Origin of the sequence: Nocardia sp. NPDC050713 (assembly GCF_040654315.1) — a bacterium.
Taxonomy (GTDB): Bacteria; Actinomycetota; Actinomycetes; order Mycobacteriales; family Mycobacteriaceae; genus Nocardia.
The window spans coordinates 110,298-134,673 of sequence record NZ_JBFAHS010000004.1; the positions used below are offsets into that span (position 1 = coordinate 110,298).

Consider the following 24,376-nt stretch of genomic DNA (forward strand, 5'->3'; position numbering starts at 1 on the left):
GGGGTTGGGGCGGCTGGGGGAGCTGGGGTCGCTGAGTCGGCTTGTAGTGCCGGTGACTGAGCCCGGACACGCGCAGCGTGCCGGGCTCAGCCGCATCGAGTAACCGATGCCGTGAAGCCCGGATTCAGACCAGGCTGGAGCTGGTGACGAGATGAAGATCGTGTGTATCGGTGGCGGGCCTGCCGGGTTGTATTTCGCTATTTCGATGAAGCGGCGCGACCCGGCCCATGACATCACAGTGATCGACCGCGATCCCCCGGGGTCCACCTATGGCTGGGGCGTCGTGTACTGGGACGACCTGCTCGACATTCTGTATCGGAACGACCCCGACAGCGCCCAGGCGGTGCGTGCCGGGTCGGTCCTATGGCGGGAACAGGCGATCCATGTGCGCGACGAGACCGCACATTTCGGGGGCTACGGGTTCAGCATGGGGCGCGCGGCCTTTCTCGATGTGCTGTCCCGACGGGCGAGCGACGTGGGCGTCGATGTCCAGCACGGCCGAGAGGTCCACGATCTGTCGGGCTTCGACGACACCGATCTCATCGTCGCCTCCGACGGCGCGAACAGCCGGGTACGGCAACTGGCCGATCATCGTTTCGGCACGTCCATCGCACTCGGCGAGAATCCGTATGTCTGGCTCGGCACGGACAAGGTCTTCACCCGATTCACCTTCGCCTTCGAACACACCTCGGCCGGTTGGATCTGGTTCCACGCCTACCCGTCGGTCGCCGACAAAATCAGCACCTGCATCGTCGAGTGCCAACCGCGGACTTGGCATGGACTGGGCTTCGATTCCCTGGACAACCAGGAGAACTTGCGCGCTCTGGAGAACATCTTCGCGCGCCATCTCGACGGTCACTCGTTGATCAGCAAGACACGCGGCGAGTTCGCGAAGTGGAGCCGTTTTCCCGAAGTAACCAACAAGAGTTGGTATCACGACAACGTGGTGCTGCTCGGCGACGCGGCGCACACGACGCACTTCACCATCGGTTCGGGCACCCGGCTGGCCATCGTCGACGCCGTCGTGCTGGCACAAAACCTGTACGAGCATGCCGAAGTCGCCGACGCGCTGAAGAACTACGATGCGCAGCGGCGCGCTGCGCTGCGCCCGATCCAGGCCTCCGCCCGTGCCAGCATGATCTGGTTCGAACACGCCGACCGATACCTCGACCGCAGCGCCGTGCAGTTCGCCTATGCGATGGCGGCTCGGCACGGGCTGCAAATGCCGTGGCGATATCAGCAACACCTGCTGACACAGGTATCCACCGTGCGCAAGATCCGGCGTGCCATCGACTCCGGACAGCGGCGGTGGCGGGCCGCCCGACGAGGGGAAATCGCGATGGCACTGCCTCCACCACGACGACCACCGGAACCGATCCCGACCGATCAGCCGATCTTCTGATCCCCGCCCGAGCCGGGCACCGGACACAGGGCAGCGCACCACACGCGACGACTTACCCGGCCAGCAGCGCTGTAGCTGTCGCGATCAGCGTGTCGTCCGTCGCCGAGTCGGCTCGGTCGGCGATCCCGGAGCGAAACAACGCCGCGCCTTCGATGAGCATGGTGAAGACGCGGGCGCGTATTCGGCAGATGTCTTCGGGCGCTTCGGGACTGCGCGCCCGGATGAGGCCGACGACGTGGTCCTGGTAGGTGCGGTAGAAATCGCGCACCGCTTCGGCTGTCGACTCGTCACGCGCGGCCAGCGCCCAGATTTCGGTGTATACGCGGACAAGACAGAAGTCGTCCTGCTCCACCAGTAGCATTCGGACCATATCGGCGACCGGCTCGGTCGAATCGGCGGAGGCCAGCAGTGGGGCGAGCCGTTGCAGGGTTCGTTCGAGGGTACGGCTCAGGACCGCGGCGATCAGTTGGCCGCGGTTCGGAAAGTAGTACTGCAGGTGGCCCAGCCGGACCTCGGCCGCCGCGGCGACCGCGCGCATAGTGAGCTCCCCGTGCCCTGACTCGATGAGGATTCGTTCGGCGATGTCGAGGAGTTCGGCGCGGCGTTGCGTTCCCTTGCCGGTGCGCGGCGGACGGTGGTCGGTCATGCGGCTACGCCGGTGGTGGCGGACTCGATCTCCACAGCGACGCCGTGCGCAGCCAGCATCGCGGGAATCTCAGCAGGCAGGGGTGTCTGTTCGGGGAAGGTCACGCCCGCGGAGACCGGTGCGCCGTCCAGACCGAGAACCCGCTGAAGCCCGAGCAGTGCGCCCACCGCTGTCAGGTGAGCCTGCCCGGCCGGGTCGGTCACCACAGCACTGCGAGCGAGCCCGCCGTGCGTGACATCGACGCGCAGTCGCGCAATGCCGCCCTCTCCTCCCGCGCGCAGGATTGCCCGTCGTAGAGCGGTGAAGTTGTCGCCGCGGCCCCAGCGGAAGAAACCAAGCCGCTCGAGAGCGAGCAACGCCGAAGTCGATGCCGCCGAATCGAATCCGATGCGAGTGGCCGCGGTCCTTGTGTCGAGCGTCAAGGGCAGGGTGAACTGTTCGGGAGTGTCGATGCGCGCGACTCGGGTGATCGTGCCGCCCATGCGGATTCGGCGAGTATCGCTCAGCGGCATGATGTTTCGCCGCTTCCCGTTTTCGATCACCTCGTAGTCCAAGCCGAAGCGGTCCATGAAATCGATCGAGTCCGCACCCGCTCGATCTCGCAGATCCCAGCGGATCGCCACCTCGACCGTGTCGGCGCCGCCGAGCTCATGGGCGAGACAGGCGGCGACAAGACTGGTGACACCGCCCATCCATGCCGAGGACAGCAGCACAGGCGCGGCCGGGGTGAGCATCGCGGCCACGGTGGCGGCTCGTTGCAACCGGGCGGTCCACCGGGTGATGTCCACGAACGGCACCCCACCCGCGATCGCCGCCCGCAGAATACGGTCGTCGGGATCGTTGACCAGGCCCACCACCGCCCGCACATCGGCTCGGAATGGCACCGGATCGGCCAGATCCCACACCGTCAGCGCGGCACCAGTTTCCGTGGCCACTTCCCGGCCCCGTTCCGGCGTGCGCCCGGTGAGCAGCAGCGGAAGCGACCGAGCCGCCATCCGCGCCACCTCGGCACCGACCACCCCGTATCCACCCACCAGGAGAACCGGGCCTTGCGCATCGAACTGCAACGCGTCGCTCATGATCTCAAAAATAGGTCATATGACCTAAAAATGCGAGAGGTCGCCGCGCGTTGCCGGATTCCAGCGGCTATTGCGGAGGGGCGCACCACTCGCGGCGGTAGGTGGCCCAATCCGCCGGTGTCGCAGCGAAATCGACGTACAGCGCCACACCGAAGGCCGGTCGCCGGGGGTCGTTTCGGCTCAGTCCCAATCGGATTCCGCGCACCGCGTTGGCGACGGTCTCCGCCGCGCCGTGATGCCCGGGATCGTCCGCCCAGAAAGCGGGCACCCCCATCAGGAGATCGACACTGGCCGGGGTGACCTCGAGCGCGAGCGCGGTCTGCTGAGCGACGTACCCGCCGTACAGGGAGCCCCACGGCATAGAGGTGTCGTACGACATCAGCGCTACCTGATCCACGCGCCGCGCAACATCGGCGAAATACTCTTGCGACCACCACTTTCCGTGGTCGAACAGGGTGATTCCGACCGAGTGCAGCCCCGGCAGCGGGTCGATCTGCGGAGCCGAGACCGACAGCGGTGCGCCTCGGCTCGCGGTGACGGCGCGCACCTGGTCCAGCAGCGTCAGGTAGCCGGACGTGCCCGACCGTACCGGCTCCAGATCGAGGTGGACGCCGTCGAAACCGAGATCGAGCACCCTGGTGGCGGAAGCGGTGATGCGGTCGCGGACCGCGGCTTCGTCCAGATGGAGGCCGTCGAATTCGGGCGCGACGACGTCGCCGAGCCAGGACTGCACCCGTATCCCGGGCAGCGCACGATGTACCGCGTCGACGAACCACTGTGCGCGCGGGTGTAATTCGCCGCGCAGACTGCCGTCGTGCTCGAGCGGGCCGGTGTGCACGTAGAGGTCCTTGATGCCGGTGCCGGCCAATGTGGTCACCAATCCGGCCACGTCGGCATCGGTCTTGCGGCCGTCGACCCAGGCGTGGCCCAGCCACACCGCGTCCCGCCCTCTGGTGCGCGCGTCCGCGCTGGCTTCACCGGAGAACTCGAGTCGCAGTGCGACCGCTGCCGCTCCCACGGGAAGCAGCAGCATCGCAAGCACCAGCCCTGCGGCTACCGCGGCGCGGCGACGCCGCGACCAACCCCGCCACCGAATTCCTACCCTCAGCCACCAGCCCCACACTTTTCTGTCCCTCCCCGAGCTGAAACCGCGACTCCAGCCGCCCGTCTTGCCGCTCGCCTCGGCCGATTCCGACACTACCAACCCACGTGCCACGACCCGACGACGCGAGATCGACCGAAACACATCGGCTCACCGCCGACTGTCAGTGCTATCGCACGCTCGCGAACATCCGAGAACGAATCAGCACAGGTTTCAGAAATTCTTCCGAACCCACTCCAGAAGTTACCCGCCGTTACTACTATTCAGTCAGATCGCGTCACTGTCCCAGTCAGATGACGCGTCACGACCGCGAACAAGGAAGTGGGGGGTCGCAACGATGCACTCTCTGTCACGATTGCGCCGCATCAGACCGGTCGCACTGCTCACCGCCGCGGTCATCGCCGCGATGATGGCGCCCGGCAGCGCCTCGGCCGATCTGCAATCCGACATCGCCACCGCCGTCCAGGAATTCCTGGATGTCGGACGAAAGTCGGTGCCGCGCGCGGACTGCGGGCCGGATTCGATGCCGGAACCCGGCCTCCAGGGCGACGTGCCCGCCGCCGACCGCGACAGCGGACGCAGCACGCGGGGCTACCGGTGCAACATGTCGATGGTCGGCCAATTCGCCGGGCGCGGAGCCGGAATCACCTCCACCAGCTTCGAACACTGCGCCTACATGGGCTCGTTCTTCCCCGGCGACCTGGTCAGCGAAGGCCGCGGCGTCCAGGTGCTCGACGTCTCGGATCCGGCGAACCCGCGCCCGACGGTCACCCTCACCGAACCAGCCATGCTGGCGGGCACCTGGGAGAGCCTGAAGGTCAACGCCGGGCGCAAACTGCTGGTGGGAACTGGTGTCCCGGTCGGAATCGGCGTCGGCTACCTGTCCGTCTACGACATCTCCGACTGCGCGCACCCACGCCTGCTCAATCCCGGTCCCGGCACGAATCTGCTGATGCCTCTTCCGATTACGACGCACGAGGGCGGCTTCTCCCCCGACGGACGCACCTACTGGGCCTCCGGCATCGCGCCCGGTTTCGTCAGCGCCGTCGATCTCACCGATCCGGCCAACCCGCGCGTCGTCTGGCAGGGCCTGACCGGCATCGAAGCGCACGGCTTCGGCATCAGCCCGGACGGCAACCGCATGTACCTGTCCGCGCTCGGCGGCTTCACCGTGCTCGACATCAGCGCCGTGCAGCGCCGTGACCCGAATCCGCAGGTGCATCACATCGGCCGCACATTCTGGACCGACGGTTGGGCGACCCAGCACAGCATCCCCGTCAGCTACGACGGCAAGCCGTACCTGTTCACCGTCGACGAGGGTGGTTCCGGCGGGGTGAAACTCATCGACGTCTCCGACGACACCGCACCCAAGGTCGCGAACAAGTTGAAGCTCGAGATCAACCTGCCGCAGCACCTGGACGCGAATATCGGCTCCTCCATGGGTGGTTCGGCGTTCGCCTACGAATCGCACTACTGCGCCGCCGACCGGCAGGAGAATCCGACGGCGCTCGCCTGCGGGTGGATCTCCGCCGGAATCCGGGTCTTCGACGTGCGCGATCCGTTCGCGGTGCGCGAGATCGCCTACTTCAACCCGCCCGCGCGCACCGGCCGCAACCTCGAACTGTGGAACTCCCCGCACGCCTTGGCCTCGATCATCGGCGTCCCGCTGATGAGCGCACCGCCCGCGGCGCGCGCGGTGCTGGAGGGACAGTTCGATCCGGCCGATGCGCTCACACCCCGCACCGGGCGGCTCGCCTTCGGCGACGTCTCCACCGACTGGTGCTTCTCCCCGCCCGAATGGCGCGGCAACGATTTGTATGTCGCGTGTTCGGACAACGGCTTCATGGTGTTGCGGCTCGACGAGGCGGTCTACCGCCCGCCCGCCGACCAGCGTTCGATCGTCGGCTCGTGAGCATGCCGCTCGGGGTTCGAATCGCCGCGTTCGCCTCGGTCGCCCTGCTCCTGCTGGCGCTCGGGGCGGCGCTGCGACCGCTGGCGCTACCCGAAAAGCACACTGCCGCAGCCGTACTCGACGCCATCGAGATCGGTTTCGCCCAGGACATGACCGCGCACCATCAGCAGGCGCTGCTGATGACCCAGCGCCTCGACCCGGCCGCGGCGCCGACCGTCCGCCGCGTCGCCGAGCAGCTGGCCGACACCCAGCGCGTCGAGATCGGCACCATGCTGGGCTGGCTGCGTCTCGCCGACGCGTCGCCGCTGTCGCCGCGACCGATGGCGTGGATGGCCGATAGCGCTGCGTCGCACCACCATTCGGCGCGACCATCGGATGCGCCGATGCCCGGCATGGCGACGACGGCCGAACTCGACGCCCTCGCCGCGGCGCGCGGTCGGGACGCGGAAATCCTGTTCCTGCAACTCATGATTCGCCACCATCAAGGCGGCATCGCGATGGCGCAGGCGGCGGACCGGCAGCTGACCGAAGGGCCGGTCAAGGAGGCAGCCCGCGCGATGATCCAGTCCCAAGGTCAAGAGGTCGGGGTGATGAGTCTGTTGCTGACCCAGCTCGGCGGCGGGCTGCTCCCCCGGTGACTCCCGGCCGCTGTCGGCGCTGTCGAGACCTCTCGGTATCGTCGGTGCCGATGAACGGCCGCGGCCGGGAGAGGGTTGGTGCGGTTAGATGATTCAGGTGGACGAGATCACCATTCCCGAACACATCCACGGCTATCCGGACGTCGCCTTCGGCGGTTTCGTCGCCGGTGTGCTCGCGACCCGTTGCCCGGAGCCGACCGCGCGCGTCGATTTCCGCGCCAAGGTACCGGTCGGCACACCGCTGGCGATGACTCCCGCCGCCGTGAACGGCACCGCGCTCACCGACGCGGAGGGCGAAGTACTCGCCGAGATCGGCGGGACCACTTTGTCCCTCGATATTCCGCCCGCGCCGAGCTGGGCCGAGGCCGAGGCCCTCACGACGCGCGTCCTCGCGTCGGGCGAACGTCGCGTCACCCACTGCTACGGCTGTGGCGCGGCGTGCGAACCCGGCCGGGGGCTGCGCCTGTTCCCCTGGGCGCTGCCCGACCGCGAACTCATCGCCGCCGCGTGGGTGCCAGACCCGGCGCTCGGCGCGGCGGACGGCGCCGTCACCACCGAAAACGTCTGGTCCGCGCTCGATTGCCCCGGCGGCCACGCGGGGTTCCTGCTGTCCGGCATGCGCCAAGGCGCGGTCACCGCCGCCCTCACCGCAACCCTGCTGCGGCCGATCCAGGCTGGCGAGCCGCACATCGCTTATGCCTGGCCGATCGGACGGGACGGCCGCAAGTACACCGTGGGTGTCGCGTTGTCGACCGCGGCGGGCGAGCTCTGCGCGGTCTCCGAGGCGCTCTGGATCGAACCGCGCGGCCTGTAGGCGATCGGCGTTACTCGTAGGCGAGCCCGAAAAGGAAGAACCCCCGGCCGAATGGCCAGGGGTCCTCGTACTCGATCAGCGCGAAATCACAGCGGAGGAAAACCCGCCGAACCCGTGGCCAGCCAATTCCAGAAGGCCGCCGCACGGTTGGTGATCAGGGCGACGATGTCGAGAACGGTGCTTCCCATACTTTTCCTTACCTCTCGCATAAACAATTGCTGGTCGACCTGATTCCATCGAGCCAGGTCAGCAGCGTTTTTCACACTCCACGCCGAGCGCCGAGCACTGCCAGTGTGCCAACTGTGTGCCAACGCACGGAAACCCGGCCCCTTCCCGGGGTCTCGGCCGCGATCGACGCAGCCCCACCGGATTCCCCACCGATACCCTCGGTTTCGACCACCGAACTGGCGCCTGCCTCCGCTCACGTCATGCGTAATCCTGCGTACCGATGTCGACCTCTGCCGCTCGCTCGCGCGACGGGGGTACATCCGCCGCATCGGGGTCACTCGTCGGAATGCGGTGTGGCTTCGCCGGATCCAGCCCTCTCGGGCTCGAGGTTGTTGTCGAGCCGAATCAGCAGCTGTTCGAGGGTCTGGATCTCGGCGGGACTGAATCCGGCGACGGCCCGCTGTTCGATTTCGGCCAGTCGCCGTCGCGCTTCGGTCAGTTGCGGAGCGGTGTCGTCGGTCAGCGTGATCGTCTGCCTACGGGCATCGCGGGGATTCGGTGTGCGGCGGATCAGCCCGTCCCGGTCCATCCGGGTGAACAGTTGGGCCATGGTGGCCACAGCGCCGCGTCGCCGTCGCGGGGGCCGGGCCGACCGGCCTCATGCTCGCCGCCGAATTGCGGCTCCGCGGTATCGAAGTCGTCGTGGTGGAGCGGCGGCCTTCCCATGGCCCGAACCGGTTCGATCCGGACTGGCCGACCGCACTGATCGTGCCGCAGCACGAGACCGAGCGGATCCTGACCGCCCGCGCCGTCGAACTCGGCGTCCGGGTCTTGTGGTCGACCGCGATGGTGGACCTGCGCCAAGACGACGCCGGGGTCGAGGTCTTGCCTGACAGGCAGGACGGCCCGGCTTCGATCCGCGCCGAGTACCTCGTCGGCTGCGACGGTGGGCACAGCACCGTGCGTAGGATCTGCGGCTTCGAATTCCCCGGCGACGAGCCGGTCTCGTCCTGGGTGGTCGGCGACGTGCGGTTGGACTGCCCGCCCGACGGCAACGGCGTCTTCGGCCGCAACGAACGGATCGGCACCTACCACCGCTCTGATCGAACCCGGACACCAGAACGACGCACTACGCGACGTCATCGCCGACATCCTCACCGTGCCGGAAGTGCGCCGTGACGGCCTCGTCGCCGTCCGGCTGACCGATATGCCGCCCCGCAGGCTTTCCGCCTGGAACAGCGCCACCGCGAACCCGCTCATCCGGTCGTTCGCAACGGTCGCCACGGCGACCTATCGAAGAGATGCCGTCGAACCGAGACGCACGCCACCACGTGCCAAGTCCTGAACGCTGTTCCGTTTGTGGGTCGATCCGCTCACGCAGTTATCGGTCGCGCGCGAAAGCCACGGCCGCCTCCGCTCGGTTACGGCGCAGTCCTGCGATGAGGAGTTCGAATGCCGAGATCGCCGACCGACTGCACGTCGGCATCACGACCGTGAAGACCCACATCACCAACCTGATGACCCAAACCGGTGCCACCAACCAGGTAGCGATCAGGCGTGCGCCGTCTTCCCACCGTCGATCACCAGTTGCGCCCCGGTGAGGTACTGGTGCTCCGGCGCGGCCAGGGTGAGGGCGAACGCCGCGATCTCCTCCGGCGTCGCAAGCCTACCGAGACCGGGCACGTTGGACTTCGCCCACTGGCGCATCGCCACTTGGTAGGCGTCGTCCGGGAGTCCGCCGATCGGGCTGAGATTGCGTACCAACTCGGTGTCGGTGGTGCCGGGGACGATCGCGTTCACCCGGATGCCCGCGTCGGCGTAGTCGAGCGCGGCGGACTGCACCAAGCCGACCAGGCCGCGTTTGCTCGCGGTGTAAGCGCTGCGCTGGGAATCGGTGGCGATGGCATTCGACGACGAGGTGACGACGATGGTGCCGCCGCCCGCGCGGATCATGTGTGGCACTTGGTACTTCATCGCGAGGAAGGTGCCGCGCAGGTTGGTGTTCACGACTCGATCGAATTCGTCGACACTGTATTCGTGGAGCTGCTTCTGAATCGTGATGCCCGCGTTGTTGAAGGCGACGTGCAGTCCGCCGTATTTCGCGGCTGCCGCGTCCACGAAAGCGCGGAGGTCGTCCTCCACCAGCACGTCCGCGCGATAGTAGGTGGCTTCGCCGCCCGCGTCGCGGATCGCGCGCTCCACCGCGCGGCCACGCTCGATTCGTCTGCCGCAGAATGCCACTCGGGCCCCCTCGGCCGCGAACAACCGGGCCGCCGCCGCACCGATGCCGGAGGTGGCGCCAGTGATCACGACAACTCTGTTCTCGAAGCGGCGCAAGGCGGTCGTCGCGTGCGGCGGATTGGTGTCCGCACCGAGCGCGACCCCGGCGGCCAATCCGGCAGCGCCTGCCGCGACGCCGGTGGCGGCGATGGCGCCGAGTAGCCGGCGCCTGCTCGGCTCTGGGGCAGGAGATGGTGTGATGTCGTCATCGGTCATGCATCGACTGTGTCCGATGCCGCGGTCGGCCGGATCGACCCGCGGGACCGTTCCCGCGGCCGTCGGAACGAGCCGTCTCCTCCTCAGGGAGGAGATCAGCGCGCACAGCGAGGGGCATGATGTGAACGTGAGCAATCCGGACACCGGCGTGGCACGCTCGGAGGCGACCGGCGTGACCCGTGGCATCGAGTGGCTGCTCTCGGTGCGCTCGCTCCCGGTACGGCTGGCCGTGCTCCTGGCGTTGGCAGCCGGGTGCATGATCTGGTTGACCGAATCGGTGACGGTCCTCGATTGGGCGATTGCGGTGGCCGCGGTGGCTGCTACGGCCATCGCGCTGTGGCGACCGCTGGAGGCCTCATTGCTGACGACAGCGCTGTTGGCCGTCGGATTCGAGTTCGGGACGACGGGACCGTTGGCCGTCAAGGTGAGCGCCGCCGTGGTGCTCACGGAATTGGCGGCTCGGCATGGGAGTTGGCGGCCGTGGCTTGGCGCCGCCGCACTCGTCTGCGCCTACCTGCTGCACGATGACGGCGGGCTCGGCGCGACCGGATACCGCGCGCTGGTGATGGCCGGGGTGCCGCTGCTGATCGGCGGGCTGCTCCGCGGTGCGCTCGAAAGCGCCGTCCGAGCGCGCCAGGCCGCCGAGGAGCTCGGAATGCATCGCGCGGCGGAGGTAGCGGCGGCGCGGATGGCCGAGCGCACCGCCATCGCGCGGGAATTGCACGACCTCATCGCGCATCACGTGTCCTCGACGGTGCTGCGGGTGGGAGTGGCGCGGCATGCCATGCCGGGGGCCTCCCCGGCCGTGCGGGAAGTGCTCGACGACATTCACGCCAGCGGAAAGGAGACTCTCGCCGACCTACGAAAGCTGGTGACGATACTGCGTGATCCGGACGCCGACGGTGAATCGTTCGTCGCACCGGGCGATCTGCGCACGGCCATCGAGACAGCGGTGCTGCGCACGCGTCGACTCGGCAACGTGGTGACAAACGAGATCGGCGATGTCGCCACGGTCGACGCGCTGTCGGCGCTCACTCTGCTGCGGCTGACGCAGGAAGGACTGGCCAACGTGGTCGAGCACGGCGGACCCGATGCCTCGGCACGGCTGGTGATCGACACAATCGACGGCGTGGACTTCTCCCTGGACAGCACGATCTCGAACGGCCACCCGAAGTCGCGCCCGAGCGGCGTCGGCCTGATCGGTCTGGCCGAGCGGGTCGAACTACTCGGCGGCAGCTTCACCGCGGGGCCCAGTGCGACCGGTTGGCGGCTCGCGGCCCACCTTCCCGGACGAGCGTCGTGACCATCCGGGTGCTGCTCGTCGACGATCAGCAACTGGTGCGTGCCGGACTGCGCATGCTGTGCGAAACCGCGGACGACCTCGAAGTAGTGGGCGAGGCCGCCACCGGCGCCGACGCCGTACGCTTTGCCGGCCGCACCCGCCCCGACGTGGTGCTGATGGATCTGCGAATGCCGGGAATGGACGGAACCCGGGCCACCGCAACGATACTCGCCGAACGACCGGCCACCCGCGTGCTGGTCCTGACCACCTTCGACGACGACGAACACCTCTATCCGGCGCTGTCCGCGGGCGCCTGCGGATTCCTGGTCAAGGATGCCTCACCGACCGACCTGCTCGACGGCATCCGCCGCGCCGCCGCCGGCGACCGCCCCTTCTCCCCCGGCGTGCTCGGCCGCGTGGTCGATTCCGCGCTGATCGCCCACACTTATCGCGAAACCCCTTCCGCTCCTTCCTTTCTCGGACTGACAGCCCGGGAATCCGAGGTCCTCGAGCTGGTCACCGACGGCCTGTCGAATGCCGAGATCGCCGACCGACTGCACGTCGGCATCACGACCGTGAAGACCCACATCACCAACCTGATGACCAAAACCGGTGCCACCAATCGGGTCCGGCTGGCCGCCCTCGGGCTTCGCGGATACTAGGTAGTGTCTCCCAGCTGGCCCACTACTGCGAGCATCTGCACGGCGACCCGCAGGACCGCTTCGGCGCGCGACGGCCATGGCTGGAAATTGTTGGATGGTGGTTCTGCCGAACCTAGGCTCGCGCAGCCGAGGGATCAACAGCCTCTGGCTGATTCGCCGCGGCCGATCCAACATTGGCAACGAATACGCCAACCCCGTCACCCTGTGCGACATCTTCGAAAACCTCAACGGCTGAAGCGACAGCCCGTACTCGGCGTCGACCCGTTCGCCCAGCAGCCGGAAATTCTCGCCGACGACAGTGGTGCGGGTCGGAAGGTAGCGCTCAGGTGGCGGCTCGGACCGGTACCGCCAGCGGGCACGCACCGCGCTGCGACGTGCGCTCAGGCGGGTGGAACGTAAGGTGCGCAGCCACCAGCGGTGCACCAAGTTTTCCGCGATGATCGACGCCAGCACGCCGACCCGCAGGCTCCCGGCCACCCCGACCTTGGGATAGAGACGCACGATGTGTTGCCGCGGTGGTCGAGACATGACTTCCATTGTGCCGCTGACCGCCACACCCGCCCTGGGCGCTGCTGCCGTTGCTGTTGCCGGATGGTGCGGGGTTGGGGTGGCGTGCGCGTGAACTGGCGACGCTGGCTCAACACACACCGGCCCGAGGCCCCCCTCCACCACACCACCGCCAGCGACCAGCTGGCTGCGGCTGTCGCCGACCGCGGACGCGCGCGATTCGATGACACGGCCACGCTCTCGCATGTCGGTGTTCACGAAGATGTCCCCCCCTTCGGATTCGTTCTGTGAGTTCCACCATTGTTCGCGGTTGTAATGAAATCTTCACGCGCTCAGATGATCTGGAAGCGGCCGCCAGTTGGGCGGCCTCTAGGGCGGAGGAAAATATGACCCGATCTGTTCTGCTCACGACCGCGGCGGTCACCCTTGTGGTGGCTCTCACGGCGTGCGGCGGCGAAGGCGCCTCCGATGCCGCCCCTTCGGCATCGAGCACCGTTTCCACATCCGCTCGGGGCACAGCCCCCGCCCCCGGAACCGTCGCGCCCACGACCGACACCCATCACCTGCCGACGAGGAGCCGGAGCCGGCTACCTCGCCGGCGCCGGAGATCACGGCCGCACCGACCACGGCCGCACCGACCACGGCCGCACCGTGCGCGGTGGTTACCCGCGAATACCTCATCACCACGCTGCGAATGACGGCATCGCCCGACATTCCCTTGGCCGATCTCCAGAATGCGCGGTGCAGCGGGAACTATGCGACGGCGCTGAGCCAACCGAAAGGCACCCTGCACCCGGTCGTGTACATGTTCAAGTACTCCGCACCGGTGGGGTGGCGCCTGATGGGGGTCGACGACGCAATCGACTGTGTGAACAGGCACGGTGTTCCGCTCGAGGATGCCCGTGTGATCGGCTGCGCCCTCTAGCAGCTGCGCTATTCGACCAGCTTTTCGCTGCGGAGCCAGTCGTAGGCGACATCGGCAGGGTCTTCTCCGTCGATGTCGACGCGGTAAGTCGAGATCCTGCATGAGCTGGTCGGTGAGGCGCTCGGAGATGGTGCCGAGCAGAGCGCGCAGTGCCGGGTATTCGCCGATGATCGCGCTGCGCGCGAGTGCGTAACCGACATCTCACCCCAGCTGGTACGCCACTTCCTCGCGCCGTAATCCAGGTACCCGTCGTCGACCGCGGACGCCTTACACCCGGCCACTTCACCCGCCACTCCGGAGCACTGAACGATGTTCCGTTTGCGGGTCGGGCCGCCCACCCATTGCCAGTCGCGCCTCCGGAAATCGCAGCCACCTCGCCTCAGTTACGGCGCAGTCCTGCGATGAGGAGTTCGGCCATGCGTCGCGCGTCGTAGCGGGGGGTGTTGCCCGCGCCGATGCACAGGTTGCCGACGCCGCGCAGGAGTTCGTAGGCCTCCATGTCGGGGCGAATCTCGCCGGCTGCCGCAGCGGCGTCGAGCAACTGGGTGCATACGGGGACGAGACGGTCGAGGAAATAGCTGTGCAGCGCCTCGAAGGTGGGATCGCCGGACTGCAACGCCTCGGCCAAGCCGTGCTTGGTGACCAGGAAGTCGACGAAAAGGTTGATCCACCGCGCCAAGGCCGCGTGCGGCGTTTTGCTGTCGGCCAGCAGTGCCGGACCGGCCTCCGCGCAGGCCTCGACCTGGTGCCGGTAGACGGCGACGATGAGATCCGCGCGTGTGGGGAAGTGACGATAGATCGTGCCGACGCCGACACCCGCGCGTGCGGCGATGTCGCGCACGGGTGCGTCGACGCCGGACGAGACGAAAGCCGCCGCGGCCGCGTCCAACAGCGTCTTTTCGTTACGCCGGGCGTCGGCCCGCTTCCGCGGGGCCGACGATCCCGATCCGCCGGTATCGGCCATTACGCACCTACCTCCATGACTCCGCTTGCCAAGCGGAACAATGTTCCGTATGTTCTTTGACGGAACAAGGTTCCGTTTGTTCAGGATGCCAGCACCGGCGATCCGACACCAATCCCCCTCGCTTCACCTCTCACGGAGGAACACCTCATGCAGTACCGCACCTTGGGCCGCACCGGCGTGCAGGTCAGCACTCTCGTGCTCGGCGCGATGAATTTCGGCAGTTTGGGACGTACCACCCAAGACGAGGCCACCGCCATGGTCGACGCCGCACTGGACGCGGGGATCAACCTGATAGATACCGCCGACTGGTACAGCCAGGGGGAGTCCGAGGAGATGGTCGGCAAGGCCATCGCAGGCCGCCGCGACGACCTCGTGCTGGCCACGAAGGCGGCCATGCCGATGAGCGACGAGCGCAACCACCGGGGCGGTTCGCGCCGGTGGCTGGTCACCGCGTTGGACAACAGCCTGCGCCGTCTCGGCGTCGACCATGTCGATCTCTACCAGATCCACCGCTGGGACCCGAGCACCAGCGACGAGGAGACGCTGTCGGCGTTGACCGATCTGCAGCGCGCGGGCAAGATCCGCTACGTCGGCTCCTCGACGTTCCCCGCGTACCGCATCGTGCAAGGACAGTGGGCCGCCAGGGAGCACCACCTGAGCCGCTATGTCACCGAGCAGCCCGGCTACTCGATCTTGCAGCGCGGCATCGAGACTCACGTCCTGCCCGTGACCGAGCAGTACGGGCTCGGCGTGCTGGCATGGAGCCCGCTGGCCTCGGGCTGGCTGTCGGGCGCGATCCGCGAGGGCCGCGAAATCACCACCAGCCGTTCATCGTTCATGCCGCAACGCTTCGACACGAGCATCCCGTCCAACCGGGCCAAAATGGCGGCCGTCGAACAGCTGGCCGAACTCGCCGATGCGTCCGGTCTGACGCTGATTCAGCTCGCACTCGGTTTCGTCACCGCACACCGCGCCGTGACCAGCGCGATCATCGGCCCCCGCACCATGGACCACTTGCACTCGCAGCTCGCCGCCGCCGACACCGCGCTCTCCAGCGATGTGCTCGACGCGATCGACGCGATCGTCGCTCCCGGTGTCGACCTCGCCCCGGACGAGAAGCACGACACGCCCCCTGCCCTGCTCGACGCCACGCTGCGGCGTCGCTGATCGCCGGTCACGACCGATAGGACGAACCAGCCTTCTCGTGGTCAGCTGACAGGGAAGGCTGTCGGTTGTTTCGCGCCGACGAATGGCTTCGACGCTGTCGGGTGGGCGTTGCCGTCGCGGTTCGCGCCGGGATCGCAGGAAGTCCCAGCGCGGTTTCGGCCAGTACACGGGTAGGCCGACCGGGAATTCGTTCCAGCACTCCGCCCGCGAACACGTCGTAGAGCGGCAGGGTTTCCAGGTGCACGTAGCCGATGTGGCAGTCGCATTCGGTGCGGGGACAGGCTCGCGGGGCGAGGGCGGCTCGGTAGGAGCCGTCGTAGAGGTTGCCCAGTGCGGCCGGAACGAAATGGCAGCGGCGGACGTCGCCGTCGCCGTTCACCGAGATGACCGAGGATCCGGTGCGGCACGGGAGACCGGCCGAGGGATGGGGATGGCGGCTGAACGGGAAGAGCGGGTCGAGAGCGGTCCAGTCGGCCGCCGCGGCGTCGGTGTAGGTGTGCCCTTCGGCGGCGTTGACCCAGAGATAGATGTGTTCGGGTAGGTCCGCGCGCAGACGGCGGGCATGCTCGAGATGTTCTGGGAGCCCGACGATTCCGACACTGAAACGGACACCGGCGCTGGCTGCTCGAGCGGTCTTGTCGAGAAAGCGGTCGTACGGCGTCTGGCCGGGGTGGTAGGTGCACCAGAGTGCGACGGTCTCGAGGTCGGCGTCGGCGAGCCATTCGGTCCGGCAGCTCAGGTTGGTCTGGATGGCGACGCGGTCGATGTGCCGCTGGTGCGACAGTTCGATCATGGCGCGGCGGTACCAGGACCGCACGAGTCCTTCGCCCCACGGGGTGAAAAGGATCGAGAGACGATCACCCGTCTGCGCGCACGCCCACCGGGTGAATCGTTCGAGGGCGGCGCGGTCGGCGCGGAGCTGGGCGGTCGTGTCGCGGCGTTTGGCGAAGGGGCAGTACGGGCAGTCGTAGTCGCAGGAAGCCAGCGGTCCGCGGTAGAGAATGGTGAGATCCACCGCGGTCACCGGTGTTCGTAGGCGGCCATGGCGGCACGTACCGCCGGGGAGAAGAATTCGGGGCCGATGGCGTCGGAGTAGGCCAAACCCTCGGCGGTCAGCCGTAAATGGCCCGATCGCGGGTCGGCCAGCCACCCCCGCTCCGCGAGGGTGTCCAGTTCGGCGGCGAAGCGGTCGTGCGGTTCGTGGCCGAAACGCAGCCGGTAGTCGGCCACCGCGAAACCCTCGGCCTGGAGCAGCGATTGCAGCAGGTAGCGACGCTCGGGCTCGTCGCCGTCGATCACTCGTCCATAGGCGGCGCGGCTGAAATCCGTTGTGGCCGCGTAGGTGTCGATGATCGCGCGCACCTCGCGCGGAGCGACGGCGTAATCGAAGGAGTAGTGCGTTCCCGAGGTGTAGGAGCGCGCTCCGCAGCCGAGGCCGATCATGCCGTCGGTCTGACAGGCGTAATCGTCCGGCCCCTGGGGCGGCGCGTCGCGGCGGCGGAACATGCGCATGGAGACCTGCTCGTAGCCCGCCGCCAGGAGGTGGTCACGCCCCTCGACGTACCGTCGCAGCCGCTGTTCGTCCCAATCACGTTCGGCGACAGCAGGATCGGCGTGCCGGCCGAGCCCGGTCAGCGGGCGGACGTAGAGCGGGTAGAGGTAGATCTCCTCGGGGCGCCACGCCAGTGCGGCGTCGAGCGACTCCAGCCAGGTCGCGGCGGTCTGACCGTCGATGCCGTAGATGAGGTCGATGTTCAGCACCGGGATGGCGGTGTCCCGGATTCGACCGAGCGCGGCCTCGACATCGGCGCGTCGTTGCGGCCGCACGGCGGCGCGTGCCTCCTCTTCGATGAAACTCTGCACACCGAGACTCAGCCGGGTCGTCCCGCGCTCGGCCAAGACCGCGAGGCGATCGGCCGTCGCCGTGCTCGGCGACGCCTCCACCGAGAGCGGGATCGCGCGCAGGTCGGCGCCCATGATGTCCTCGGCGATGTCGCACAGCCGGGTCAGCTCGTCCGCTTCGAGGAAGGTGGGTGTGCCGCCACCGATCGCGGCGGTGGCGAAACGCGGGGGCTCGGCGTCACCCAGTGCCGCACGAACAGCCTCGGCTTGGCGGGTGAGCGCGTCGAGGTAGCGGCCGACGAGACCGTCGGGCGCGCCGACGCGGGTGAACAAATTGCAGAAACCGCAGCGCACCTCGCAGAACGGGATGTGCAGATACAGCGAAAGCGCCTGCCGCGATTGCCCGGCCCATAGATCGGTGAGCGCGGGCGGCGGAGCGAACGCGCGGTAGGCGGTCTTGTGCGGATAGGCGTAGACGTAGTTCTGATACGGCCGGGGCAGGATGATCGTGCGGGTCATGCGGGTGGCTCCAGGAAGAAATGACCGTAGGGGACGGTCCATACCGATTCGTGTCCGAGCCGGTGCCCGGTGAAGCCGTCGTCACCGTAGGCCGTGCCGTGATCGGAACACACGATGGCGAAACAGCGTCGCCGCGAACGCATCACGTCGAACAGCCGGCCTACGTGCCGGTCGATGTATTCCAGCGCTGCCGCGTGGGTGGCGCGGTTGTCGCCCGCCTCGCGGGTCGCGCCGGGCAGGTGGAACCAGTTGGGCTGATGCAGGGCGGAGGCGTTGACGAAGAGGAACAGTCGCCGCTCGGCGGGCAATGCCGCGACCACTCGCTCGGCGCAGGCCACCTGCGCCTCGAAGGAGGTAGGCGAGGCTACGGAAAACACTGGTTCCCAATGACTCTCGGCGAACATCCCCGGCAGGACGCTGCCGAGCGCACCCTGCTTGTTGAAGAAGCCGACGCCGCCGATGCAGACCGTGTGATAACCGCGCGCGGCCAGCGCGGTGACCAGATCGGGCTCGTCGAAGACGAAGGTGCGCTCGGCGGTGGTCTCGCTGCCCGCGAACCGCGCGGCGAACAGCCGCGGGTGCGGGCCCGGCGTCGCCGGTGTCGGCAGGAAGCCCGCGAAGATGGCGTGATGGGCGGCGTAGGTGAAATTGCCTGGGGCGTGGCGTTTCTGCCAGCCGCCGCCGGGGAGGTACGCGCTCAGATTCGGTAACCGCCCCGCTGCCGCCAGTTCGGCCGCGACGTCGTAGCGCAGGGTGTCGAGGGTGAGCAACAGGAGATCGTCCCGGCCGATCACGGCGTTCATATCCGGCTCCGTGGCCTGCGAGATCGTCACAGCGATACTCCTTCGCGCGTCTCCCGCGAATCGGGTTGCCGGGCATGGTGATAGCGAGTTGTCGCGGCGACGACCTGAGCCGTGTAGGTGTCCAGCCCGGCGGCCGGACCCTCCGGCAGTCCGGAGAGCCGGGGCAACAGATCCCCGAAGGCGTTGACCTCGGCGACCATGAACCGCCGCCACCCGACGACGGGCAGTAGATCGACGCCGACACACAGGGTCGCCGGAAAACAGGCGGCCGCCTGTTCGCAGATCGACAGTGCCGTCGCCCAGTGCTCGCCCGCGGCAGCGCGGAAGTCCGCCAGATCGCCGCGCGCGCCGCCGAGGTGCAGGTTGGTCAGCGGCGTGCGGCTCGTCCTGACGACGGCGTGAGTCGCACGCCCGCCGATCACCACGACCCGCAGGTCGGCGGATCGGCCGCCTTGGGAGACCTTGGGAATCCAGCGTTCCATGTGCAGTCCGTCCGGTGCGAGCCGGTCGACGATGTGCGCGATCTCCCGTTCGGCGGTGTAGCGACGCACGCGCAGCGAATTGTGCAGGTGTCCCTCCGGTGTGATCTCCACCGAGGTGGTCGCGCGCAGCCGTCCGTCGCGGGCGGATTCGACGGCCAGCACCCCGGATGCCGACGAACCGTGCGCGAGTTTGACGAACACGCGCGGCATCTCCGCCGCACGCATCAGACTCCGCACATCCGCCCAGCCGCGCACCGAGGCGCGTCCGCCGGAAGTGGGCGAGGACGGCACCGGCACCCCCGCTCGCGCCAGCCACGCGTGGCACCGCCTTTTGTCGAACAGCACGGCCAGATCATCGGTGTCGTCGAGCCGGAAACCGCCGCGCAACGAGCGCGCCGCGTCGAGGAAGCGCGCGTACCAGCGTGCGGAGCCCTCCACTCGCGTCGGCTCGGAACTCCCCCGCAACAGTCGATCGACTTCGAGATTCTCGCCGGGTGACTCGAGCCGCACGATCTCGTCGTCGCTGAAATCGGCGCCGCCCTCGCTCAGCACATCACACCATTCGACCACTCGGATGTCCGCCGACCCCATGGCTCGGGCGGCGTCGGTGAACATGCCGACGCGCCGGTTCTCGCCGTTACCGACGATCACCCAGCGCGGCGGTGTCGAGACGGACACGACTCATTCACCGACGGAGACGAACCGCCAGACGGTTCCGTCTTCCTCGTCGCTGTCCTCTTCCGCGTCGTCGGCGTCGAGTTCCAGGCGGACCCCGGCGGGCTCCAAGGTCTCGCGCAGCCGGGTTCGCATCTCGTCGGACAGATAGTTGTAGTGCATGTCGAGCACGTTCAGATGGCTCAACGGCTGACCGGACAGCAGCGCCGCCACGCCGTCGTCGGTGAGGACGCCCATCGAGATGTCCAGGCTCTCCAGCCGGGCCACCACGGGCGCCGCGGCGAGAGCGGCGCACACGTCGTCCTGGGTCTCGCTGTTGCGCAGGGCGAGATGCTTCAGCGCGGGCAGCCGGTCCCCCGAGAGGATGGGCGCGAGGTCGGCCACCTCGCTGTCTCCGCCGTACTCCGAGGTGCCGAGCCACAGGTCCAGGTGCGCGAGTGCGGGCAGATCGCTGGCCCCGATGCCGCGCACGACGTCGGCGGGCAGGCCGCCGGTCTCCACGACCAGCGTGTGCAGGCGTTCGTGCCGCACGGCGGAGAACTCCAGGTTCTGACCGCCGCGAACGCCGAAAACCTCCAAGCCGGAGAAGGTTTCGAGTAGTGGGGTGACCAGGCCCTGATTGATCCAGGACATCTCGCACTCCTCCATGACGATGTCGCCGAGGAACAGGGCGCGCAGCGCGGGCAGCCGGTCCTTCGCCGCGCACAGCGCGTCGATCACCTCATCGGGCCCGTTGCCGTACACGTCATCCCACGTACCGACGATCAACGTGGTGACCTTCGTCGTATCGACCGCGCCGAGGAAGCGAGCGAAGCACTCGACCCACGTCTCCTGCGCGTCATAGGTTTCCACGCTCAGACGCCACGCGACCGCGTCCGGCTCCGGCAACGCAATGCTTTTCCGCTTCTTCTTCGCGTCGGTCTCGGCATCGGGGAAGGTGAAGGCGGGCAGGCCGCCGAACTCCTGCAAATGGTCGCCGATGGTCATGTGATGTGCCCGCCCCTTCTGGCAGTGCCGTGATCGTCACGAGGTTTCTACCAAGCCGCACCGACACCGCAGCGAGCCGGGCAGTTTGTCGGTGCCCGCCGCTACGGTCTGCGGGGTGAACGGCGCCGGACTCGCGCCGGGACGGGAGGAACTTCATGTATCGGCAAGGCGATGTCCTGATCGCACCCCTCGCGGAAACGGCTGTACCGCAGGAACTTCTGCACGCCCCTTCGGTGGCGCGTGACCCGCGCGGGCGGTTGGTGCTCGCGCTGGGTGAGGTCACCGGGCACGCGCACGCCGTGCAGGGGCCGGGCAAGCTGATCCGCGAATCCGGTGCGACGGGACCGATGCTGCTGCATCTACCCGAGGGCGGACGCGTCGTCCACGAGGAACATGCGGCGATCACCTTGCCGAAGGGGTGGTTCCGGGTGGTGCGCCAGCGAGAATACGTGCCCGGCTCGGTCCGCATTGTCGCGGACTGACACGACGAAGGCGAAAGATATTCGATGACAACAGGATTCAGCGAATACACGACAAAGCGCGACGAATGGCGTTCGGTGTCGGCGGCCACCGGGCCGGGGAACCGGACGGTGACCGAGGAGGCGGTGCGGGCGGCCTACCGGCAGGCCGGGCTCGATACGCCGGAAACCATCGTGTGGGCACGCTCTCCCCTGGAGGCGGTGCGAATTCTGCGGGCCGCGCGCGACATCGGCGCATCGGTGCGCGAGGCGCTGCGCAACGTCCCGCTGGCGGCCGAACGCGCACGCGTCGACGCCGAACTCGGCCCCACGGGTTTCAGTGCGCACTGGCGCGAGACCGGCGCGGATCTCTGGGAGCAGACCGCCACCGTGGTCGACCGAATCCGAGCCGGTGTCATCGAGGAGGTGGCCGGTAACCGCAAGGAGCAGACCGCGATTCGCCTGCTGCTGCTCGATGCCGTCCTCGGTCAGCACGACGCCGCGTGGCTGTCGGCGTATGGCACCGAGCCCGGTGAGCCGTTGGCGGCGGCGGCGAGCATCGCCCGCGAAGCCGGCTGGTGGTGGCCCTACGAGAAGATCGCGGTGATCAGCGAGCGGCCTACCGCACTGCACCGCGACGAAGCGGGACGGCTCGACAATGGTGACGGCCCAGCCCTCGCCTACGCCGACGGATTCGCCCTGTTCGCCTGGCGCGGCATGCCGATTCCCGCCGAATTCCTCGACGATCTGCGCGCACTGACGGCCGAGCGCATCCGCGACGAGGAGAACGCCGAACTGCGCCGAGTGATGCTCGAGTACTACGGCTACGACCGCTACCTCGACGAATCCGGTGCGCGACCGATCCACCGTGACGAGACCGGCGTGCTCTGGCGGATCGAACTCGACGGCGACGAGGACGTGGTGATGGTGGAGGTGATCAACTCGACGCCAGAACCCGACGGCACCAGTCGCACCTACTGGCTGCGGGTGCCGCCGGATACCGAGACCGCGCGCGCCGGCGTCGCGTGGACCTTCGGACTCAGCGCCGAGGAGTACGAGCCCCTCCGGCAGACGTAGAACGCCACCACCGGTGACCGACGGCTCGTTCGCGGAGACCAAGGACCTGATCGCGGGCTGGATGATCATCGACGTCGACTCGTACGAGCGCGCCGTCGAACCTGATTCCCACCGGCGACATCATCATCCCGCCCGCCTCGCAGCGCTTCATGGCGGGCCGCATCGGGGCGAACACCACCGAGATCGCCGCCTCACACACCGTGCTACCGATCGCAGCCGAGACGATCGCCTTACAACGCCGACCCGGCGGACCTGACTGCCGCCGGAGTTGCTCGAGTGGCCGCTGAACGTTGTCGTGGTGCGTAGCGGCGACGGATTGTGCTCATCGACGCTGGGCTAGGTGTACTGACCTGAGAGGTCAGGAACGCGGCTGGCGGGCGGTTGGCCGGGCGACTGGAGGCCGCCGGAATCGCCGCCGCATCCGTGACCGACGTAGTGCTCACCAGGAGGAGTACCGCCGTCGGCTGCGGCCGTTCGAGACCGAGCACGAGGTGGCGCCGGGGGTGGTCGCCTGTCGCACCTGCGGGCACACCCCCGGCCACAGCGTGGTCCGCCTGGCGGCCAGCCGCGAGGCGCTGGTGGCCACTCACCGCCGTCCCCTCCATCTGCCACGTGGCCACCGCAACGCCTTCTGTTGCGTTCCAGCTGTCTGGGACATCTGACCCGACGGGTCGCATTATTTCGAAGGTGCTGTTGGACAGACGGAGCGTGCTCGTGCAGGTACCTCGGTCAGTCCGTGGTCGTGGATGATCGGTATGCCGTAGCGGTGTTCGAACTTGGTCCGCAGTTCGACGCCGGCTCGCGCGGCGCCGCAGATGGCGAACCGCACGGACGAGGTGTTCGGCTGTATCTCGGCGGGCAGATCGGACAGCTGTGAGTACATGATCGGGTCGGCGGTGAAGTAGGTGGCCCTGCTGCATTCGATCCGGGCGAAGAACGTGGTGGGACTGAATGGGCCGGCGACGGTGGTGCGACCACCGGCGAGCAGTGGTGACACGGCGCCCACCGCGATGCCGTTGACATGGAACAGCGGCAGGATCGACAGGCTGTGGTCGGTGTCGGTGAGTGTGAAGATCTCGATCGCCAATCGGCACAGGGCGTTGAGGTTCAGGTGGTCGAGCGTCACGACCTTCGGATCCCCGGCGGCGTTGCCGGTGTGGATGAGTAGTGCCGGTGCGTCGTCCCGAGCCTGGGCGGGCTTGGCGGTGTCGGACTGTGCTGTGGTGAGCCGGTCTGCGGGTATCACGGTTCGGACCGGAAAGGCGTAGGCAGGTTCGTCTACGGCGATGAGGACCTTGGCGCTCGTGCAGGCCATTCGGCGGCTGGCGTCTTCGGCGGGCAGCGCGGGGTCTATGGGTGTGGCAATGGCACCCAGGCGCCAGGTGGCGAACAGGGATACGACGAGGGCGGCTGTGTTGGGCAGCATGATCGCGACGACGTCGCCGGTCGAGACTCCCGCGGCGCGCAGGGATGTGGTGGCCCGCCGGACGGCGGTCAGGAATTCGGTGTTGTTCAGGTCGGCGTTGTCATCGGCGACGGCAGCGGCGTGTGGCGCGGTGGCGGCACGGCAATCCGGGAGGGTCGCGAGGTTCATGGTCGTTCCTCGGGATGGGGTGTCGGAATGGCGCCAACGGTAGGAGTACCGGGGTCGCTCGACACCGTCGTGCGTGGATGAACTTCGCGGCATCTGTTGTCGCTCGAGGACAAGCCGACGCCTTGATCTGCCCGGTGTCGATCGCGACGTAACGCCTCTTCATGGCGGCGCGGTG

24 protein-coding genes and 4 pseudogenes are annotated in these 24,376 nt (G+C 67.9%); 15 read left to right on the forward strand and 13 right to left on the reverse strand.

Features of this window, described 5'->3' with window-relative positions; translation table 11 throughout:
* Window positions 1–151 precede the first annotated feature (151 nt).
* Window positions 152–1,402, forward strand: a complete 1,251-nt coding sequence (locus AB0H49_RS09580) for an FAD-dependent monooxygenase (protein WP_357249294.1) — start codon at window positions 152–154, stop codon at window positions 1,400–1,402.
* Window positions 1,403–1,454: 52 nt separating this feature from the next.
* Here the strand turns inward: AB0H49_RS09580 and AB0H49_RS09585 are convergent, their stop codons facing one another.
* From AB0H49_RS09585 to AB0H49_RS09595, 3 genes are all read right to left on the reverse strand, one after another.
* The gene (locus tag AB0H49_RS09585; RefSeq protein WP_357249297.1) at window positions 1,455–2,048 is read right to left on the reverse strand and encodes a TetR/AcrR family transcriptional regulator; all 594 of its coding nucleotides are present in this window, start codon (window positions 2,046–2,048) and stop codon (window positions 1,455–1,457) included.
* Window positions 2,045–3,127, reverse strand: a complete 1,083-nt coding sequence (locus AB0H49_RS09590; protein WP_357249300.1) for a saccharopine dehydrogenase — start codon at window positions 3,125–3,127, stop codon at window positions 2,045–2,047. The genes AB0H49_RS09585 and AB0H49_RS09590 overlap by 4 nt, the downstream gene beginning before the upstream one ends.
* A 67-nt stretch (window positions 3,128–3,194) precedes the next feature.
* Window positions 3,195–4,160, reverse strand: a complete 966-nt coding sequence (locus tag AB0H49_RS09595; protein ID WP_357249303.1) for a hypothetical protein — start codon at window positions 4,158–4,160, stop codon at window positions 3,195–3,197.
* 406 nt (window positions 4,161–4,566) lie between these two features.
* Here AB0H49_RS09595 and AB0H49_RS09600 point away from each other — a divergent pair, with 406 nt between their 5' ends.
* From AB0H49_RS09600 to AB0H49_RS09610, 3 genes are all read left to right on the forward strand, one after another.
* Window positions 4,567–6,141, forward strand: a complete 1,575-nt coding sequence (locus AB0H49_RS09600; protein ID WP_357249306.1) for a hypothetical protein — start codon at window positions 4,567–4,569, stop codon at window positions 6,139–6,141.
* 2 nt (window positions 6,142–6,143) lie between these two features.
* Complete coding sequence (locus tag AB0H49_RS09605; protein WP_357250061.1) at window positions 6,144–6,779, forward strand: DUF305 domain-containing protein; 636 nt, start codon at window positions 6,144–6,146, stop codon at window positions 6,777–6,779.
* 88 nt (window positions 6,780–6,867) lie between these two features.
* Window positions 6,868–7,593: a hypothetical protein gene (locus AB0H49_RS09610; protein WP_357249309.1), complete on the forward strand. Its 726-nt coding sequence runs from the start codon at window positions 6,868–6,870 to the stop codon at window positions 7,591–7,593.
* A 502-nt stretch (window positions 7,594–8,095) separates the two neighbouring features.
* On the opposite strand, the gene AB0H49_RS09615 is transcribed toward AB0H49_RS09610, so the two are convergent.
* Window positions 8,096–8,380, reverse strand: coding sequence for a hypothetical protein (locus tag AB0H49_RS09615; protein WP_357249312.1), 285 nt, complete (start codon window positions 8,378–8,380; stop codon window positions 8,096–8,098).
* 17 nt (window positions 8,381–8,397) lie between these two features.
* On the opposite strand from AB0H49_RS09615, the pseudogene AB0H49_RS09620 reads away from it, so the two are divergent.
* Window positions 8,398–8,940: pseudogene (locus AB0H49_RS09620) on the forward strand (FAD-dependent monooxygenase); the annotation flags it as partial.
* Between the two features lie 260 nt (window positions 8,941–9,200).
* Complete coding sequence (locus AB0H49_RS09625) at window positions 9,201–9,362, forward strand: LuxR C-terminal-related transcriptional regulator (RefSeq protein ID WP_357249313.1); 162 nt, start codon at window positions 9,201–9,203, stop codon at window positions 9,360–9,362.
* Here the strand turns inward: AB0H49_RS09625 and AB0H49_RS09630 are convergent.
* The gene (locus AB0H49_RS09630; RefSeq protein ID WP_357249316.1) at window positions 9,313–10,257 is read right to left on the reverse strand and encodes an SDR family NAD(P)-dependent oxidoreductase; all 945 of its coding nucleotides are present in this window, start codon (window positions 10,255–10,257) and stop codon (window positions 9,313–9,315) included. The two genes, AB0H49_RS09625 and AB0H49_RS09630, sit on opposite strands and share 50 nt — an antisense overlap.
* A 127-nt stretch (window positions 10,258–10,384) precedes the next feature.
* On the opposite strand from AB0H49_RS09630, the gene AB0H49_RS09635 reads away from it, so the two are divergent.
* The 4 genes from AB0H49_RS09635 (at window position 10,385) to AB0H49_RS09650 (ending at window position 13,633) form a co-directional block, all read left to right on the forward strand.
* Window positions 10,385–11,560, forward strand: a complete 1,176-nt coding sequence (locus tag AB0H49_RS09635) for a histidine kinase (protein WP_357249319.1) — start codon at window positions 10,385–10,387, stop codon at window positions 11,558–11,560.
* A complete protein-coding gene (locus AB0H49_RS09640; RefSeq protein WP_357249322.1) occupies window positions 11,557–12,201 on the forward strand; it encodes a response regulator transcription factor in 645 nt (214 codons plus the stop codon). Before AB0H49_RS09635 ends, AB0H49_RS09640 begins: the two co-directional genes overlap by 4 nt.
* A 94-nt stretch (window positions 12,202–12,295) precedes the next feature.
* Window positions 12,296–12,436, forward strand: coding sequence for a hypothetical protein (locus AB0H49_RS09645; RefSeq protein ID WP_357249325.1), 141 nt, complete (start codon window positions 12,296–12,298; stop codon window positions 12,434–12,436).
* A gap of 930 nt (window positions 12,437–13,366) precedes the next feature.
* Window positions 13,367–13,633, forward strand: a complete 267-nt coding sequence (locus AB0H49_RS09650) for a hypothetical protein (protein ID WP_067834619.1) — start codon at window positions 13,367–13,369, stop codon at window positions 13,631–13,633.
* Between the two features lie 8 nt (window positions 13,634–13,641).
* Here the strand turns inward: AB0H49_RS09650 and AB0H49_RS09655 are convergent.
* Together AB0H49_RS09655 and AB0H49_RS09660 are read right to left on the reverse strand one after the other, a co-directional pair.
* A pseudogene (locus AB0H49_RS09655) lies at window positions 13,642–13,828 on the reverse strand (glycine betaine ABC transporter substrate-binding protein); the annotation flags it as partial.
* 184 nt (window positions 13,829–14,012) lie between these two features.
* Window positions 14,013–14,597 (reverse strand): TetR/AcrR family transcriptional regulator, encoded by a 585-nt coding sequence (locus AB0H49_RS09660; RefSeq protein ID WP_355003694.1) that lies wholly within the window; start codon window positions 14,595–14,597, stop codon window positions 14,013–14,015.
* Between the two features lie 147 nt (window positions 14,598–14,744).
* Here AB0H49_RS09660 and AB0H49_RS09665 point away from each other — a divergent pair, with 147 nt between their 5' ends.
* Window positions 14,745–15,764, forward strand: a complete 1,020-nt coding sequence (locus AB0H49_RS09665; protein WP_357249329.1) for an aldo/keto reductase — start codon at window positions 14,745–14,747, stop codon at window positions 15,762–15,764.
* A gap of 7 nt (window positions 15,765–15,771) precedes the next feature.
* On the opposite strand, the gene AB0H49_RS09670 is transcribed toward AB0H49_RS09665, so the two are convergent.
* From AB0H49_RS09670 to AB0H49_RS09690, 5 genes are read right to left on the reverse strand one after another with little or no spacing between them, the layout of a single operon-like run.
* Window positions 15,772–16,788: an STM4011 family radical SAM protein gene (locus tag AB0H49_RS09670; RefSeq protein ID WP_357249332.1), complete on the reverse strand. Its 1,017-nt coding sequence runs from the start codon at window positions 16,786–16,788 to the stop codon at window positions 15,772–15,774.
* Window positions 16,785–18,125, reverse strand: a complete 1,341-nt coding sequence (locus AB0H49_RS09675; RefSeq protein WP_357249335.1) for an STM4012 family radical SAM protein — start codon at window positions 18,123–18,125, stop codon at window positions 16,785–16,787. Before AB0H49_RS09675 ends, AB0H49_RS09670 begins: the two co-directional genes overlap by 4 nt.
* Window positions 18,122–18,958: an STM4013/SEN3800 family hydrolase gene (locus AB0H49_RS09680; protein WP_357249338.1), complete on the reverse strand. Its 837-nt coding sequence runs from the start codon at window positions 18,956–18,958 to the stop codon at window positions 18,122–18,124. The genes AB0H49_RS09675 and AB0H49_RS09680 overlap by 4 nt, the downstream gene beginning before the upstream one ends.
* Window positions 18,955–20,088 carry an STM4014 family protein gene (locus AB0H49_RS09685; RefSeq protein ID WP_357249341.1) on the reverse strand — a complete coding sequence of 378 codons (1,134 nt, stop codon included), beginning with the start codon at window positions 20,086–20,088 and terminating at the stop codon, window positions 18,955–18,957. The genes AB0H49_RS09680 and AB0H49_RS09685 overlap by 4 nt, the downstream gene beginning before the upstream one ends.
* A gap of 3 nt (window positions 20,089–20,091) precedes the next feature.
* Window positions 20,092–21,072 carry an STM4015 family protein gene (locus AB0H49_RS09690; RefSeq protein ID WP_357249344.1) on the reverse strand — a complete coding sequence of 327 codons (981 nt, stop codon included), beginning with the start codon at window positions 21,070–21,072 and terminating at the stop codon, window positions 20,092–20,094.
* Window positions 21,073–21,227: 155 nt separating this feature from the next.
* Here AB0H49_RS09690 and AB0H49_RS09695 point away from each other — a divergent pair, with 155 nt between their 5' ends.
* The 4 genes and pseudogenes from AB0H49_RS09695 to AB0H49_RS09710 form a co-directional block, all read left to right on the forward strand.
* Window positions 21,228–21,554, forward strand: coding sequence for a hypothetical protein (locus AB0H49_RS09695; protein WP_355003701.1), 327 nt, complete (start codon window positions 21,228–21,230; stop codon window positions 21,552–21,554).
* Between the two features lie 24 nt (window positions 21,555–21,578).
* Complete coding sequence (locus AB0H49_RS09700; protein ID WP_357249347.1) at window positions 21,579–22,607, forward strand: DUF6745 domain-containing protein; 1,029 nt, start codon at window positions 21,579–21,581, stop codon at window positions 22,605–22,607.
* Between the two features lie 7 nt (window positions 22,608–22,614).
* Window positions 22,615–22,707 (forward strand): annotated as a pseudogene (locus AB0H49_RS09705) (YciI family protein); the annotation flags it as partial.
* A 156-nt stretch (window positions 22,708–22,863) separates the two neighbouring features.
* Window positions 22,864–23,269, forward strand: a pseudogene (locus tag AB0H49_RS09710) (hypothetical protein); the annotation flags it as partial.
* 14 nt (window positions 23,270–23,283) lie between these two features.
* Here the strand turns inward: AB0H49_RS09710 and AB0H49_RS09715 are convergent.
* Complete coding sequence (locus AB0H49_RS09715) at window positions 23,284–24,201, reverse strand: AMP-binding protein (RefSeq protein WP_357249349.1); 918 nt, start codon at window positions 24,199–24,201, stop codon at window positions 23,284–23,286.
* Window positions 24,202–24,376: the final 175 nt, after the last annotated feature.

Coding starts and splice junctions, on each gene's coding strand:
- AB0H49_RS09580 (WP_357249294.1), top strand. CDS start 152: ATGAAGATCGTGTGTATCGGTGGCGGGCCTGCCGGGTTGTATTTCGCT.
- AB0H49_RS09585 (WP_357249297.1), bottom strand. CDS start 2,048: ATGACCGACCACCGTCCGCCGCGCACCGGCAAGGGAACGCAACGCCGC.
- AB0H49_RS09590 (WP_357249300.1), bottom strand. CDS start 3,127: ATGAGCGACGCGTTGCAGTTCGATGCGCAAGGCCCGGTTCTCCTGGTG.
- AB0H49_RS09595 (WP_357249303.1), bottom strand. CDS start 4,160: ATGCTGCTGCTTCCCGTGGGAGCGGCAGCGGTCGCACTGCGACTCGAG.
- AB0H49_RS09600 (WP_357249306.1), top strand. CDS start 4,567: ATGCACTCTCTGTCACGATTGCGCCGCATCAGACCGGTCGCACTGCTC.
- AB0H49_RS09605 (WP_357250061.1), top strand. CDS start 6,144: ATGCCGCTCGGGGTTCGAATCGCCGCGTTCGCCTCGGTCGCCCTGCTC.
- AB0H49_RS09610 (WP_357249309.1), top strand. CDS start 6,868: ATGATTCAGGTGGACGAGATCACCATTCCCGAACACATCCACGGCTAT.
- AB0H49_RS09625 (WP_357249313.1), top strand. CDS start 9,201: ATGAGGAGTTCGAATGCCGAGATCGCCGACCGACTGCACGTCGGCATC.
- AB0H49_RS09630 (WP_357249316.1), bottom strand. CDS start 10,257: ATGACCGATGACGACATCACACCATCTCCTGCCCCAGAGCCGAGCAGG.
- AB0H49_RS09645 (WP_357249325.1), top strand. CDS start 12,296: ATGGTGGTTCTGCCGAACCTAGGCTCGCGCAGCCGAGGGATCAACAGC.
- AB0H49_RS09660 (WP_355003694.1), bottom strand. CDS start 14,597: ATGGCCGATACCGGCGGATCGGGATCGTCGGCCCCGCGGAAGCGGGCC.
- AB0H49_RS09665 (WP_357249329.1), top strand. CDS start 14,745: ATGCAGTACCGCACCTTGGGCCGCACCGGCGTGCAGGTCAGCACTCTC.
- AB0H49_RS09675 (WP_357249335.1), bottom strand. CDS start 18,125: ATGACCCGCACGATCATCCTGCCCCGGCCGTATCAGAACTACGTCTAC.
- AB0H49_RS09690 (WP_357249344.1), bottom strand. CDS start 21,072: ATGACCATCGGCGACCATTTGCAGGAGTTCGGCGGCCTGCCCGCCTTC.
- AB0H49_RS09695 (WP_355003701.1), top strand. CDS start 21,228: ATGTATCGGCAAGGCGATGTCCTGATCGCACCCCTCGCGGAAACGGCT.
- AB0H49_RS09700 (WP_357249347.1), top strand. CDS start 21,579: ATGACAACAGGATTCAGCGAATACACGACAAAGCGCGACGAATGGCGT.
- AB0H49_RS09715 (WP_357249349.1), bottom strand. CDS start 24,201: ATGAACCTCGCGACCCTCCCGGATTGCCGTGCCGCCACCGCGCCACAC.